This window comes from Novosphingobium sp. ZW T3_23, assembly GCF_044987305.1.
In the GTDB taxonomy this organism is placed as follows: domain Bacteria; phylum Pseudomonadota; class Alphaproteobacteria; order Sphingomonadales; family Sphingomonadaceae; genus Novosphingobium.
Map to the genome: position 1 here is coordinate 1 of NZ_JBJDRF010000053.1, position 13,642 is coordinate 13,642.

Below are 13,642 nucleotides of genomic sequence, written 5' to 3' on the forward strand. Positions count from 1 at the left end.
CGGCCATGGCCGCCGATGCACTCATGCAGCCGGAATCGCGCGATGCCTATTTCCGCTTGCTGGGCGACGGCTGGACCGATGCCATTGCCACGCACAATCCGCGCGGCGGCATCTGGACCTTCTGGGACTATCAGGCGGGTGCCTGGCAACGCGATCACGGCTTCCGCATCGATCATGCGCTGCTCTCGCCCGAACTGGCGGATCGGCTCGTCGCTTGCGGCGTCGACAAGTCCTATCGCGGGCGGGAAAAGGCCAGCGATCACACTCCGGTCTGGGTCCAGTTGCGGGACTGATCCTCAAGCACATGAAAAAGGGGAGCGAAACGGCCTGTTTCGCTCCCCTTTTTCGTGCCTGCCGCAGAACGGCGTTATCTCAACGATAGAAGATGTGGTTGTCTACCCGGGCCAGGCGCGTCAGACGCCAATTCGGTGCCACGCGGGCCGCGTGGAAGAAGAGGGCGCCCTTCACCGGGCTCTTCCAGCTCTTCTCGACGGCGATCTTGGCGACGGCAACAGCCTCGCGCCAGCCGCTTGAATGTTCACGCACCTTGGGCATCTTCTTGCCCTGGATGAACGAGAACTGCGAAGGCTGATAGACCACGCCGCAATAGCTGGCGGGGAAGCGGCCGGATTCAGCGCGATTGATGATCACGCGGCCCACGGCGAGCTGGCCTTCGAGTGTTTCGCCGCGCGATTCGAAATAGATCGCGCTGGCAAGGCAGCGCATCTCGCTGCTGAGTTGGCCGGGGACCGACTGCTGCGCAACCAGCTGCGCCAGCGTGTCCGCATCGACGGGAACGTCCGCTTCATCATCGGCCAGAACCGCGTCCGTCGCTTCTTCCCCATCTTCCGAGGGGAGGGACTGGACGACCGGCTGCGATACGAAGATCGGGTCGAGGTTCGATTGGGCCTGCACCAGAACCGGTGCCAGAGCCGCGGCGCCCGAACCTTGCGCGCCGAACAGGGTGGTCAAAACCGTAGCGGCCAGCGCCAACGCGCTAGCCCACTGAACTTTGCTTCGCATCAAATCATGATCAAAGGCGGTGAACCAATCTGACGCAGGCGGGAACGGAATGCCTTTTAGAGGCGTTCACCTTCCAACTGTCCTGCCGACGATTCCCCGTCTGCGTGCTAGCCGGGCTGGCCGAAATGCTGCCCGAGCCGCTTCCGCGTCTGTGCAGAGGCCATTAACTTGCATGTCGCGCAAGTCAACCCGGTTATACACCAAGCCCGATGAACCGTTCCGGCTTCGCGACATCCAGTTCGACGATCCACAAGTCCGGATCCTGCCGCCCGCGAGTCTCGATGTAATCGGAGAACGCCAGTCTCATGGTGATGGACTCACCGAAATCCGGGCTGGTTTGTTGCCTTCTGGTGCATTGCCAGGTCCGCGATCCGTCGAGCTGCGGCATGCGCTCATAGATTCGCGCATTGTCTCCATTCTCGATCAGAACGAGCATGATCGTCCCGGCGTCGCGCTCCCCCTTGTTCAGGACGGCGCCGAATCCACCTTCGGCCTCAACCGCGCGAATGAGGCCCGAAACCTCGATATGGGCGGGAATCCGCGCGTCCACGGCTCAGCCCGGTCCGCCCGAGCCCGAGTACCCGGGCAAGCTGGAAAGGGCGATCCGCGAACGCATGAAAGTGCCGGTTCCGCGCCCCACTTCGTCGCCTTCCGCATCGACCAGCCGCGCCTCCGCGACCAGCACCCGGCGACGGCCGCTGACCCAGCGTCCTTCCGCAACGACGGTGCCGCCCTTGATGGGTTTGCTCAGCAGCAGGTTGAACGACGTGGTCAGCAGAAAGCGATCGGTGACTAACGTGTTAGCTGCATAGAAGGCCGCATCGTCGAGCATCTTGAAGTAGATGGTGCCATGGGCAGCCCCCGCCGCGTGGAAACAGTCCGGCTCCACGTCGAACGTGATCCGCGACAGGCCCTCGCCCGGGATATCCAGCCGCGAGCGGAACAATCCATTGATCGGCGCCGAGGCATAGAGACCCTCCAGCGCCCGCCAGTGCATGCCGGCGCCGGACGAATCCGGAGCACCGACTTCCAGTACGTCAGGCGGCATCGCGCTCGATGACGTTATTGAGCAGGCTGTAGAGCGCCTCGGGGCCCGGCGCATCGATCAGCGCCGCGTGCATGCGTTCGTCACGCATCATGCGCGAGATCGCCGCCAGCGCGTGAAGGTGGGTTGCGCCCGCGTTCTCGGGCGAGAGCAGTCCGAAGACCAGATCGATCGACACGCCATCGGCGGAATCGAAATCGACCGGCGAATCGAGGCGCATCACCACCGCCACCGGGCGGCCCAGACCTGCCATGCGGGCATGGGGAATGGCGATACGGCGGCCGAAGCCGGTGCTGCCCATGTCCTCTCGCTCGACGACGCGCGCCAGCACCTGTTCCCGATCGAGGTGATAAACCTCGGCGAACAGATCGGCGAGGCGGCCGAGAATCGCTTGCTTGCTGTCTGCGCTGGTAGTCACCACGGCGTCAGGCAGGAGGGTAAAAAGACTGCTCATTTGCGTTTCTGGTTCTGGCCCAAACGGGGTTTGCCCATAGCGATTCCACCGGGGCGAAACCGCTATGGCATTCTATTGCCGCATTTTCCGAGCCGTAGACCGTTGCCGGTCAGCTGGAAAATGCTCCTGGATTAAACGTTCATAACCCCCGGAAAACCGGGGGTTATGCTTCTCCTTCGAAAAGAAGTACAGACGCCTGGATCGGCGCCGACGTTGGCGTCAGTGCGGTTCAACCCAGCCAATCGAACCGTCGCCGCGGCGGTAAACCATATTATGGCGTCCCGTGCCAGCGTTTTTGAACAGCAACGCCGTGGTGTTGCGCAAGTCGAGCATCATGACCGCGTCCGAAACGGTGGCTTCGGGAACGTCAACGCGGGTCTCGGCAATGACTACCGGCGCATCCGCATCGAACTCTTCTTCCTGTTCCTGCGCCTGCTCTTCGAAGATCGTGTAGGCGGCTTCTTCCACGGCCACCGCATGAGCGGTCTGCTCATGACGATCCTTGATCCGGCGCTTGTAGCGGCGAAGTTGCTTGTCGATCTTTTCAGCCGCCTGATCGCAGGCGATATGCGCGTCCTGCGCCATGCCGGTGCCCTTGAGCACGAGGTTCTGCATCACGTGGACCACGATATCGCAGCGGAAAGCCGCGGCAGGCGCGCGGCCAAACGTGACTTGCGACGACAGCGCGCGGCTGAAGTACTTGTCCACGATCGCGGTCAATCGCTGGCTGGCGTGGGTCTGGAGGGCTTCACCGGTGTCGACCTGATGGCCGGAAACGCGGATGTCCATGGGTGATTACTCCTCTGCTGTGATTCAGGCGCCCCAGAGCGGGGCATCCACCGACTTTAGAAACTCCGCATGGATGAGGAGTTCCTCCTCGGTGGCCGCGTGGGGACGCGGTTGACGGAAGGGGCGGTCCTTTCGAAGCAGGATCCGCGTTTCCGTGGTGATCCCGGCGGTTTCGGCGAGGAGTTCGAGACCGATCTGACGACCGCCCCTGAGCTCCACGTAGACCTGCGCGAGCAGCTCGGCGTCTAGCAAGGCGCCGTGCTTGGTTCGATGACTTCGATCAATTCCGTACCGCGTGCAGAGCGCGTCCAGCGAAAGCTTGGCGCCGGGATGGCGAACCTTGGCAAGCGCCACGGTATCGACCATCCGCGTCAGGCAGACTTCGGCCAGCCCGCATTTCACGAGTTCGAAATTGATGAAGTTGAAGTCGAAAGAGGCATTGTGCGCGATCATCGGGGCATCGCCGATGAAGGCCACGAAAGCGTCGGCACAGTCTGCGAAAAGCGGCTTGTCCGCGAGAAACGCATCCGACAGCCCGTGCACGGCTTCGGCTTCGGCCGGCATCGTGCGCTCGGGATTGAAATAGGCGTGATAGGTTTTTCCGGTCGGCACCCGGTTGACCATCTCGATGCAGCCGATCTCCACCATTCGGTCCCCGCTTCTGGGGTCAAAACCTGTGGTTTCGGTATCGAAGATGATCTCTCTCATCCCTCTCCATATCTGCCTGCCCGCTTCACTTCGCAAGGGCCTGAGGGGATTATTCTGACTCGGCCAACGCGTCCACGATGCGGCCCACCTGCTCGCGGGTTTCTGCCAGCGACGTACCGGTATCGATCACGAAATCGGCCCGCGCGCGTTTTTCCGCGTCGGCAACCTGCAAGCCCAGGATCTGCTCGAATTTTTCCGCCGTCATGCCCGGCCGCGCGAGCACCCGCGCCCGTTGCATATCGGCCGGGGCGGATACCACCACCACGCCGTCCAGCCCGCGCTCGCCGGTCTTTTCATAAAGCAGGGGAATGTCGAATACGACCAGCGGCGCGCCGTCATGGTCGGCCATGAACCGTCGCCGGGCCTCCGCGACGGCGGGATGGACAATGCCCTCGAGTCGCGCGAGCGCATCCCGGTCACCGAACACCGCCGCGCCAAGTTTCTCGCGGATGACGCCCTGCGGGCCCGTCGTTCCGGGGAAAGCCGCTTCAATCGCCGGCACCAACGCACCTTCCGGTCCCTGGAGGTCATGGACCGTGGCATCGGCATCGAACACCGGAACGCCAAGATCGCGGAACATCCCGGCGACGGTCGACTTGCCCATGCCGATCGAGCCGGTGAGTCCCAAAATTCTCATGACGTCAGGCGTTCGCGCAGTTCCGGATCGAAGGCGCGCGGCGGCGTGGCGCCGAAGAACCGACGGAAAGCGACGTCTGCCTGGCCGATCAGCATGGAGAGACCGTCCACCGTCTCGAATCCTGCTTCTCGTGCTTGCTGGAGGAGGGGGGTGTCGAGCGGGCTGGTGACGATATCGTAGACCACGCTGCGCGGCGGCGCATGGCTGAAATCGAAAGCCAGCGGCGGCTGCCCGGTCATGCCCAGCGGACTGGCGTTGACGATCAGGTCGAGGCACTGCTCGCGGTCGTCGAAAGCGAAGTCGGTGGCCTGGGCAAAGTGCGCCAGATCGATGGCGTGGTGATCGTCCTGCGCGGTCAGTTCGTCCAGCATGGTCCGCGCCTTGGCAGGATCGCGGCCGGCCAGGACCACCACGAAGCCCCGCTCCGCCAGCGCCGCGACGATCGCGCGTGCAGCGCCGCCGGTGCCGAGCACGCGCGCCATGCGGAACAGGTGAGTCTGATCGAGCAGAGGTTGCAGCGGCTCGAGAAATCCGGCCGCGTCGGTGTTGTAGCCGGTCAGAGTCCCGTCCGCCTCGCGCACCACCGTGTTGACCGCACCGATCCTTTCAGCAAGCGGATCCAGCCGATCGAGCAGGGGAAGAATCGCGAGCTTGTGCGGCATCGTGACGTTGCAGCCGCGCCAGTAGGAATCGGCGCGGCGCTGCGCCAGGTAATCCGCGAGGCCCTCCACCGGCACCTGATGGCGATCGTAGCGGCCGGAAAGCCCCAGCTTCTCCAGCCAGAATCCGTGGATCACCGGAGATTTGGACTGCGCGATCGGATCACCGATCACTTCGGCGTAAAGCAGGCTCATTGGGCGATCTCTCCCAAGCGGCGCAGCGCCGCCTGCACCTTGAGCAGCGGCATGCCGAGGATGGTGAAATAGTCGCCCTCGATCGTCTCGAAAAGCTGCACGCCGCGCGCCTCTATGCGAAATACCCCGACGCAGCCGGCGACTTCGGGCCATTCCGCATCGAGATATTCCGCGATGAAGGACTCGGAAAGCGGTGCGACATGGAGTTTCGCCACCGCGTCTTCGGCCCAGAGCACTTCGCCGTCGCGCACGAGGGCGGCGGCGCTGTGGAGATTCATGACCTTGCCGGAAAAGAAGCGCAGATGCTCCGCCGCCGCTTCCCGGCTCGCGGGCTTGTCGAACCGGCGACCGCCGCATTCGACGAGCGAATCGCTACCGAGAACGAGTTCGCCCGGCGCCTCGGTAGAGATCGCCAGCGCCTTGGCCCGCGCCAGTTCCAGCGCGACCTCGGCCGGCGGTCTGCCGGCAAGACCGGCCTCGATGGCCCGCTCGTCGACATGAGCGGGCTGGGCGCGGAACGGGATGGCGGCGGCTTCGAGCATGGCGCGCCGCGAAGCGCTTTGCGATGCCAGGACGATCATCGTTGACTCTTTCGCGTTCAAATCGGCCGCTTTCAAATCGGTTTCGGGCCGAGCGGATCCTGCGATCCTTCCGCCTTGCGCTCGTTATAGAGATTGATGATCGCCGCAGCGGTCTCCTCGATCGAGCGGCGCGTCACGTCGATCACCGGCCAGGAATTGTCGGCGAACATGCGGCGCGCATATTTCAGCTCGTTCTCCACCCTGTCGCTTTTCACATAGTCGGTATCGGGCGACTGGCTGAGCGACAGCAGACGATTGCGGCGAATTTGAATCAGCCGGTCAGGCGCCGTGGTCAGGCCGACCACCAGGGGCCGCTTCAGCCCGAACAGCAGCGGCGGCGGCGGGCTTTCGACCACGATCGGGATATTCGCGACCTTGTAGCCGCGATTGGCGAGGTAGATCGAGGTCGGCGTCTTGCTGGTGCGCGAAACGCCCGCCAGCACGATGTCCGATTCCTCCCAGTCTTCCCAGGCGATGCCGTCGTCATGGGCGATGGTGAACTGAATCGCGTCAACGCGGGCGAAATAGGCATCGTCCAGGCGGTGCTGGCGACCGGGACGGCCCTTGGCCTCCTGACCGAGCAGGGCCTCCAGCGCATCGGTGACGCCATCCAGCACGGCGATCGCCGGCAGGCCGAGCTGCTGGCAGCGCTCTTCCAGCCGTCCGCGCGTTTCCTCGTTCACGAGGGTGAAGAACACGAGGCCCGGATTGGCGGCGATCTCGCCCATGATCCGGTCGAGGTGCTGCTGCGAGCGGACCATCGGCCAGAAGTGCCGCAACACGTCTGAATCGTCGAACTGGGCGAGGGCGGCCTTGGCGATCATTTCCAGCGTTTCGCCGGTGGAGTCAGATAGCAGGTGGAGGTGAAAACGCGCCATTCGGGGCTGTTCCGAAGTCTTTCGCTTGAAGAACCCCCGAGACATCCCGGCGGCCTGTGGATATGTGGCGGCATAAACCACGGGATAGTGCTGGTGACAACTCGGTTCCCGGCTTTCCTCCACATTGAACCGATTTCATCGAGAGAGTCGTAAACATGATTCAAATCCGCCCCACACCCTGTGGGTAACCGGGATAAAGAGTCTTTGACTCAGACTCCTCGGAGAGTCGCTTCGCAAATTTGAACCTGTTCGGCGTGGATTGAATCGTGCAAGATTCAAAAGTCCCCGATATCCACAGGGCCAACAGACTCCATCATCCTTCTAAGAATCTTTTATTTTTTTGATCGGACGTGAATCTCGATGCCTGGCCTCCTTCTCGAAAACCTGCTCGGAACGAACACGAGCAAGCGTCCAGTCTGGCTGATGCGCCAAGCCGGAAGATACCTTCCCGAGTACCGCGCCCTGCGCGCGGAAAAGGGTGGATTCCTGGCGCTCGTCTACGATACCGACGCCGCTGCGGAGATCACCTTGCAGCCGATCCGCCGCTTCGGTTTCGACGGCGCGATCCTGTTTTCGGACATCCTGATCGTGCCGTACGCCATGGGTCAGAATCTCGAATTCCTGGCCGGCGAAGGCCCGAAGCTGACTCCGCGCCTCGTCGATTCCACGCTCAAGGGCCTAACCTCAGTTCCGGAACGGCTCACGCCGATCTACGAAACGGTGCGCAAAGTTCGCGCCGCTCTCGATGCCGAATTCGATTCAGGCAAGACGATGCTCGGGTTTGCCGGAAGCCCCTGGACCGTCGCCACCTACATGTGCGCGGGCGAGGGCAGCCGGGATCAGCATGAGACTCGCGCCATGGCCTATCGCGACCCTTCGGCCTTCGCGGAGATCATCCAGGCTATCGTGGGGGTGACTGTCGAATATCTCAGTGGCCAGATTCAAGCCGGAGCCGAGGCCGTCCAGTTGTTCGATTCATGGGCGGGGTCGCTCTCTCCGGCCCAGTTCGAGCGCTGGGTCATCGCTCCCAATGCCGCCATCGTATCGGCGGTGAAGGCGCGCCATCCCGAGACTCCGATCATCGGCTTCCCCAAGGGAGCGGGCGAAAAACTTCCCGCCTATGCCCGTGAGACGGGTGTAGACGCGGTCGGAATCGATGAGACGATAGACCCGATATGGGCCGCGCGCGAATTGCCTCAAGGGCTTCCCGTGCAGGGGAATCTCGATCCGCTGCTGCTGCTTTCCGGCGGCGAGGAACTGGAGTTCCAGGCCCGGCGGGTGCTCGATGCCTTCGCGGACCGTCCCCACGTGTTCAATCTCGGCCATGGTATCGGGCAGTTCACCCCCATCGCCCATGTTGAGCAGCTGCTGGGAATCGTGCGGAACTGGTCACGCTGATCGGGTCACCCCGCTGATTCAGCTTGCGATTCAGGGTCGGAATCGTCTTGCCCCGTGGATGCCAAGGGTGCAGGAGGGCCGCCCCTGAACCATCGAGTCTCGCGGCACCCATGCAGGAAGTGCTTTCCATGCTCTATCTCTGGCTCAAGGCCGGACACGTCATCTTCGTGATCTTCTGGATGGCCGGGCTGTTCATGCTGCCGCGCTACTTCGTCTATCACCAGGAGGCGGAAGCCGGCTCGGCAGAGGAACTGCGCTGGATCGATCGCGAGGCGAAGCTGCGCAAGATCATCCTGACGCCTTCGCTGATCCTCACCTGGGTCCTGGGCATCGCCACCGCCACGGCGATGGGGGCCTGGAGCGAAGGCTGGCTTCATGCCAAGCTGCTCTTCGTACTGGGACTCTCGGGCTACCACGGCTGGCTGGTGGGCTACGGCAAGAAGCTGGCGCGCGGCGAACGTCCGTTGACCGGCAAGAAGCTGCGTCTGCTGAACGAGATTCCGGGGCTCGCGGCCGTCGTGATCGTGATCCTAGTGGTCGTGAAGCCGTTCTGAGAAGGCGGGAGTTTAGCGTAAATCCGGAGTGAATCCGTCGTCCCGGACTTGATCCGGGACCGCTGTCAGCACTTTAGGCGCCACCGTACAGCAAAACGCCCAGCCGTGAGTTGGGCTGTTCATGGCCAGCGGTCCCGGATCAGGTCCGGGACGACGGCCTCGGCTGTTTCCATTCGCCCCGCCCAGACGCCGCTTGACGGATTGACTCGTTGACCGGAACCCGCCGAAGGCTTATCTGAGCCTTGTTCCGGCACAGGGCGGCGAGCCCATTCTCCTGCCCGGATCCGCTTTCCCCAAGCCTTACGATCCCGCCGGCCGACACACCTTTTCCATCCGGAATCCAGACAAATGCATCTTAAAGAACTCAAGAGGAAATCATCGGCCGAGCTGGTCGAAATGGCAGAGGAACTGGGCGTTGAAGGCGCCTCGACGCTGCGCCGCCAGGACCTCATGTTCGCCATTCTCAAGGAAGTGGCCGAGGACGGTGAGGAAATCATCGGACAGGGCACCATCGAAGTGCTGCCGGACGGCTTCGGCTTCCTGCGCAGCCCCGAGGCGAACTACCTTGCCGGCCCCGACGACATCTATGTCTCGCCCAACCAGGTCCGCAAATGGGGCCTGCGCACGGGCGACACCGTGGAAGGCGAAATCCGCGCCCCCAAGGACGGCGAGCGCTATTTTGCCATCACCAAGCTCCAGAGCGTCAACTTCGACGATCCCGATGCGGTGCGCCACCGCGTCAACTTCGACAACCTGACGCCGCTCTATCCGAACGAGCGCCTGCGCCTCGACACCCTGGACCCCACGGTCAAGGACAAGTCGGCCCGCGTGATCGACCTCGTCAGCCCCCAGGGCAAGGGCCAGCGCGCCCTGATCGTGGCGCCGCCGCGCACGGGTAAGACCGTGCTGCTGCAGAACATGGCCAAGGCCATCACCGACAACCACCCAGAGGTGTTCCTCCTCGTCCTGCTCGTCGACGAGCGTCCCGAGGAAGTCACCGACATGCAGCGCAGCGTGAAGGGTGAGGTCATCTCTTCCACCTTCGACGAACCCGCGCAGCGCCACGTCCAGGTCGCCGAAATGGTGATCGAGAAGGCCAAGCGCCTGGTCGAGCACAAGCGCGACGTGGTGATCCTTCTGGACTCGATCACCCGTCTGGGCCGCGCCTACAACACCGTGGTGCCTTCGTCGGGCAAGGTGCTGACCGGCGGTGTCGACGCCAACGCCCTGCAGCGCCCCAAGCGCTTCTTCGGCGCCGCGCGCAACATCGAGGAGGGCGGCTCGCTCTCCATCATCGCCACGGCCCTGATCGACACCGGCAGCCGCATGGACGAAGTCATCTTCGAAGAGTTCAAGGGCACGGGTAACTCCGAAATCGTCCTGGACCGCAAGGTGGCGGACAAGCGCATCTTCCCCGCGCTGGACGTCGGCAAGTCGGGCACCCGCAAGGAAGAGCTGCTGGTTCCCAAGGACCAGCTTACCAAGATGTGGGTGCTGCGCCGCATCCTCATGCAGATGGGCACCGTCGACGCGATGGAGTTCCTGCTCGACAAGATGAAGGACTCGAAGACCAACGAGGACTTCTTCTCGACCATGAACCAGTAAGGGGAGCTCGGGGGCTTGAGCATTCTTCAGACTCTGGTGGCCACCTCCTCACTGGGTGGCCCCGCCGAGATCTGGCAGCACATCGTCAACGATTTCTCGAACCTGGGGACGCCGGCAGCAATGTCGGCGTTCCTGCAGGTGCTGCTGATCGACGTGGTGCTGGCAGGCGACAATGCCATCGTGGTCGGTGCCCTGGCCGCCGGACTTCCGGCAGACCAGCGCAAGAAGGTCATCGCCATCGGCGTGATCGCGGCGCTGGTTCTGCGCGTTGCGTTCGCCCTCATGGTGACCTGGCTGTTGGGCATCGTCGGGCTCGTCTTCGCGGGCGGGCTGCTGCTGCTCTGGGTGGCCTGGAAGATGTACCGCGAGATTCGCGCCGGCTCCCACTCTCCGGGCTCGCCCGAGATCGTGGGCGACGAGCATTCGGGCGTGAAGCCCGCCAAGAGCTTCGCCGGCGCGGCGATCTCGGTTGCCGTGGCGGATATCTCCATGTCGATCGACAACGTGCTCGGCGTAGCCGGTGCTGCGCGTGAGCATCCGGGCATCCTGATCGTCGGGCTGGTCTTCGCCGTGGCCCTCATGGGCGTGGCGGCGAACTTCATCGCCCGGTACATCGAGCGCTACCGCTGGATCGCCTGGATCGGCCTTGTAGTGATCCTCTACGTGGCGGTGAAGATGATCTACGAGGGGTGGGTCGATCCGCAACTTGGGATCGTCACTCTGATCTGATGAAGGAGGGCTCGGGTTTCCGGGCCCTTTTTTTGTTCCTGGGGGATGATCCCCCAGACCCTCGGAATGCCGACCTCGCGCGCGACCTATCCGTGGTGCGCTCCTTGCGGCGCAGTGGCCGCACAACGAATAGGCAGCGCGCACCGACGACAGTAACGGGGTGCAGGGGTAATAACCCCTGCTCTTCCTTTTACTTCTTCAGGGAATCAAAACCGTAGACCCAATGGTCGCCCGGCTTTCCAAAGCCCGATGCGCTTCGGCGGCTTGCTCCAGCTTGAAGGTCTGCCCGATGCGCGGCTTGAGGACTCCCTTGGCGATCCGGTCGAACAGCTTCTGCGCGCTGATCGCAAGCTGGTCCGGCGTGGCGACGTAGTCCGCGAGAGTCGGGCGGGTGAGATAGATCGATCCCGCCTTCATCAGGTCCAGCGGCGCCACCGGCGGAACGGGGCCGGAAGCATTGCCGTAAGTCACCATGAATCCCCGCTTGCGCAGCGAGGCGAGCGAGGCCGACCAGGAGGCAGCGCCGACGCCGTCGTAGACGACATGGCACATCTCTCCCTGAGTAATCTCGCGGACGGCTTCGGGCAGCTCGTTGAAATCGCAATGGAGCGAATGATCTCCGGGCACTTGCGCGGCCTTTTCGGCGCTGCCGGAATGGGCGATGACGGTCACGCCGCGATCGAGCAGCCAGGGGACCAGCAGCGAGCCTACGCCGCCGGCTGCCGAGTGAACCAAGGCGACATGGCCGTTCGCGGCGGGGAAGGTGTCTTCGGCGAGGTAGCACGCTGTCAGGCCCTTGAGCATCACGGCGGCGGCGATCTCAGGCGCGATCGATTCGGGTATCCGCATGACCTTGGTGGCAGCGATCAGGCGGTGGGTGGCATATGCACCTCCCGCATGGGTCGTGCCGACCCGTTCGCCTACGGCAAATCCGGATACGCCTTCGCCCAGCGCCACGATCCTTCCGACGCTTTCCGACCCCAGACAGATCGGTAAGGCATCGGCATAGAGTCCCTTGCGATAATAGGTATCGATGAAGTTGAGACCGACCGCCTCGGTTTCGATCAGCACTTCGCCGGGAGCGGGGGAGGGGACATCGAAGTCCTCGCGCTCGATCACTTCGGGGCCGCCATGGGCGCGCGCTATCATTCGATATCCGCTGGTCATCGTCTGGAAGTCCTTGAATGAGGCATGCCCGGCCCGCGCCGCAAGGGCGCGGAAGGCCGGGCCCCGTAATGTCAGCCGAGGTGCTCGGCGAAGAAATCGGCCGTGCGCTTGTCGGCCAGAGCAGCGCCGGCTTCGTCGCGGCGGGCGCCGATTTCGGCGGCGAAGCCGTGGTCCAGGCCTTCGTAGTCCCAGAGGGTGACGCGCGGATGATCGTCGAGACCGTCATGGATCGCCTTCTGCGCGGCGGCATCCACGAAGTGATCGGCGGTGGGAATGTGCAACATGAGCGGACGGGCGATGGCGTGCTTTTCATTCAGCATCTGGTCGATCATCACGCCATAGTAGCCCACCGAGGCATCGATATCGGTGCGCGCGGCCACCATGTAGGCGATGCGCCCGCCCATGCAGAATCCGACGAGGCCGATCTTCGGGACGCCTTCCTCGCGGCGAATCCAGTGGATCACGGCTTCGATGTCGCGGATGCCGAGATCGAAATCATGCGCCATCATGTGGTCGATGGCCTGCTTGAACTCTTCCTCGACGTAGGGGCTCAGTTCGATACCCGGCTTCTGGCGCCAGAACGTGTCGGGCGCGACGGCAAGGTAGCCTTGCGCGGCCCAGCTATCGGCCTTCTGGCGAATACCGGCATCGACGCCGAAGATTTCCTGCTGCACGATGATCGCGCCGCGCGGGGTACCTTCGGGACGGGCGACGTAAGCGGGAATCAGGCCGTCGCCGTCGAGCGTCGGGATTTCGGTATTGGTCATGAAACTCTCCTGCGGATAGCGATTCTGGCAGCCTTCCGGGCCATAGGAACGTTATCGAGGTTAGGCACGAGCGGTGGACTTTGCCAACGCCATGTGCCACCCCAGATGAACAAATTCCATGGGAGGCCGTGATGAAGGTCAATGTCGAGGTCGAATGCTCGCCTGAAGAGGCACGGCGGTTCCTCGGCCTGCCGGATGTCACCAAGGCGAACGATGTCTATGTCGATGCGCTGGCCAAGGCCATGCAGGGCGTGGGGAATTTCGATCAGCTTCAGGAACTGAGCAAGCAGGTTGCCCCCATGGGTCAGCTTGGTCTCAAGCTGTTCCAGCAGTTTCTCGAAAACGGCGCTGCCATGGCGATGAGCGGGGCCATGACCGGCAGCGGCAAACCCAAGAAGGACGGCTGACGCCGGGCGGGGTTTCCGTGAGGCTTCCGCTCCTGTAGCGCGGGAG

18 protein-coding genes are annotated in these 13,642 nt (G+C 63.3%); 6 read left to right on the top strand and 12 right to left on the bottom strand.

The window, feature by feature from the left end; all coding sequences use genetic code 11:
- Nucleotides 1-293: endonuclease/exonuclease/phosphatase family protein (locus ACI3K3_RS20545; RefSeq protein ID WP_404917080.1), on the top strand; the 293-nt coding region annotated here is incomplete at its 5' end.
- Nucleotides 294-372: 79 nt separating this feature from the next.
- Here the strand turns inward: ACI3K3_RS20545 and ACI3K3_RS20550 are convergent.
- The 10 genes from ACI3K3_RS20550 to ACI3K3_RS20595 form a co-directional block, all read right to left on the bottom strand.
- On the bottom strand, nt 373-1,023 hold the full coding sequence (locus ACI3K3_RS20550; protein WP_404917082.1) for a cell wall hydrolase: 651 nt from the start codon (nt 1,021-1,023) through the stop codon (nt 373-375).
- A 193-nt stretch (nt 1,024-1,216) separates the two neighbouring features.
- On the bottom strand, nt 1,217-1,573 hold the full coding sequence (locus tag ACI3K3_RS20555) for a DUF1491 family protein (RefSeq protein ID WP_404917084.1): 357 nt from the start codon (nt 1,571-1,573) through the stop codon (nt 1,217-1,219).
- A 3-nt stretch (nt 1,574-1,576) separates the two neighbouring features.
- Complete coding sequence (locus tag ACI3K3_RS20560; protein WP_404917086.1) at nt 1,577-2,071, bottom strand: PaaI family thioesterase; 495 nt, start codon at nt 2,069-2,071, stop codon at nt 1,577-1,579.
- A complete protein-coding gene (locus ACI3K3_RS20565) occupies nt 2,061-2,522 on the bottom strand; it encodes a PTS sugar transporter subunit IIA (protein WP_404917087.1) in 462 nt (153 codons plus the stop codon). The genes ACI3K3_RS20560 and ACI3K3_RS20565 overlap by 11 nt, the downstream gene beginning before the upstream one ends.
- 219 nt (nt 2,523-2,741) lie before the next feature.
- Nucleotides 2,742-3,311 (bottom strand): ribosome hibernation-promoting factor, HPF/YfiA family, encoded by a 570-nt coding sequence (gene hpf / locus ACI3K3_RS20570; RefSeq protein WP_313434520.1) that lies wholly within the window; start codon nt 3,309-3,311, stop codon nt 2,742-2,744.
- 24 nt (nt 3,312-3,335) lie between these two features.
- The gene (gene dnaQ / locus ACI3K3_RS20575) at nt 3,336-4,019 is read right to left on the bottom strand and encodes a DNA polymerase III subunit epsilon (protein ID WP_404917089.1); all 684 of its coding nucleotides are present in this window, start codon (nt 4,017-4,019) and stop codon (nt 3,336-3,338) included.
- 49 nt (nt 4,020-4,068) lie between these two features.
- A complete protein-coding gene (gene coaE, locus ACI3K3_RS20580) occupies nt 4,069-4,656 on the bottom strand; it encodes a dephospho-CoA kinase (protein ID WP_404917091.1) in 588 nt (195 codons plus the stop codon).
- Nucleotides 4,653-5,510 carry a shikimate dehydrogenase family protein gene (locus tag ACI3K3_RS20585; RefSeq protein WP_404917093.1) on the bottom strand — a complete coding sequence of 286 codons (858 nt, stop codon included), beginning with the start codon at nt 5,508-5,510 and terminating at the stop codon, nt 4,653-4,655. Before ACI3K3_RS20585 ends, coaE begins: the two co-directional genes overlap by 4 nt.
- Nucleotides 5,507-6,091 carry a Maf family protein gene (locus ACI3K3_RS20590; protein WP_404917095.1) on the bottom strand — a complete coding sequence of 195 codons (585 nt, stop codon included), beginning with the start codon at nt 6,089-6,091 and terminating at the stop codon, nt 5,507-5,509. The genes ACI3K3_RS20585 and ACI3K3_RS20590 overlap by 4 nt, the downstream gene beginning before the upstream one ends.
- A 32-nt stretch (nt 6,092-6,123) precedes the next feature.
- A complete protein-coding gene (locus ACI3K3_RS20595; RefSeq protein ID WP_313434529.1) occupies nt 6,124-6,969 on the bottom strand; it encodes a pyruvate, water dikinase regulatory protein in 846 nt (281 codons plus the stop codon).
- 360 nt (nt 6,970-7,329) lie between these two features.
- Here ACI3K3_RS20595 and hemE point away from each other — a divergent pair, with 360 nt between their 5' ends.
- From hemE to ACI3K3_RS20615, 4 genes are all read left to right on the top strand, one after another.
- A complete protein-coding gene (gene hemE, locus ACI3K3_RS20600; RefSeq protein ID WP_404917097.1) occupies nt 7,330-8,367 on the top strand; it encodes a uroporphyrinogen decarboxylase in 1,038 nt (345 codons plus the stop codon).
- Nucleotides 8,368-8,495: 128 nt separating this feature from the next.
- The gene (locus ACI3K3_RS20605) at nt 8,496-8,921 is read left to right on the top strand and encodes a CopD family protein (RefSeq protein WP_404917099.1); all 426 of its coding nucleotides are present in this window, start codon (nt 8,496-8,498) and stop codon (nt 8,919-8,921) included.
- A gap of 348 nt (nt 8,922-9,269) precedes the next feature.
- Nucleotides 9,270-10,526: a transcription termination factor Rho gene (rho, locus tag ACI3K3_RS20610; RefSeq protein ID WP_404917101.1), complete on the top strand. Its 1,257-nt coding sequence runs from the start codon at nt 9,270-9,272 to the stop codon at nt 10,524-10,526.
- A gap of 15 nt (nt 10,527-10,541) precedes the next feature.
- Entirely contained in the window at nt 10,542-11,255 is a 714-nt protein-coding gene (locus tag ACI3K3_RS20615) for a TerC family protein (protein ID WP_404917103.1), read from the top strand.
- A 198-nt stretch (nt 11,256-11,453) separates the two neighbouring features.
- Here the strand turns inward: ACI3K3_RS20615 and ACI3K3_RS20620 are convergent, their stop codons facing one another.
- Nucleotides 11,454-12,422: a quinone oxidoreductase family protein gene (locus ACI3K3_RS20620; RefSeq protein ID WP_404917105.1), complete on the bottom strand. Its 969-nt coding sequence runs from the start codon at nt 12,420-12,422 to the stop codon at nt 11,454-11,456.
- 71 nt (nt 12,423-12,493) lie between these two features.
- Nucleotides 12,494-13,189, bottom strand: coding sequence for a dienelactone hydrolase family protein (locus ACI3K3_RS20625; RefSeq protein ID WP_404917107.1), 696 nt, complete (start codon nt 13,187-13,189; stop codon nt 12,494-12,496).
- Between the two features lie 131 nt (nt 13,190-13,320).
- Here ACI3K3_RS20625 and ACI3K3_RS20630 point away from each other — a divergent pair, with 131 nt between their 5' ends.
- On the top strand, nt 13,321-13,596 hold the full coding sequence (locus ACI3K3_RS20630; protein ID WP_404917109.1) for a DUF6489 family protein: 276 nt from the start codon (nt 13,321-13,323) through the stop codon (nt 13,594-13,596).
- Nucleotides 13,597-13,642 lie beyond the last annotated feature (46 nt).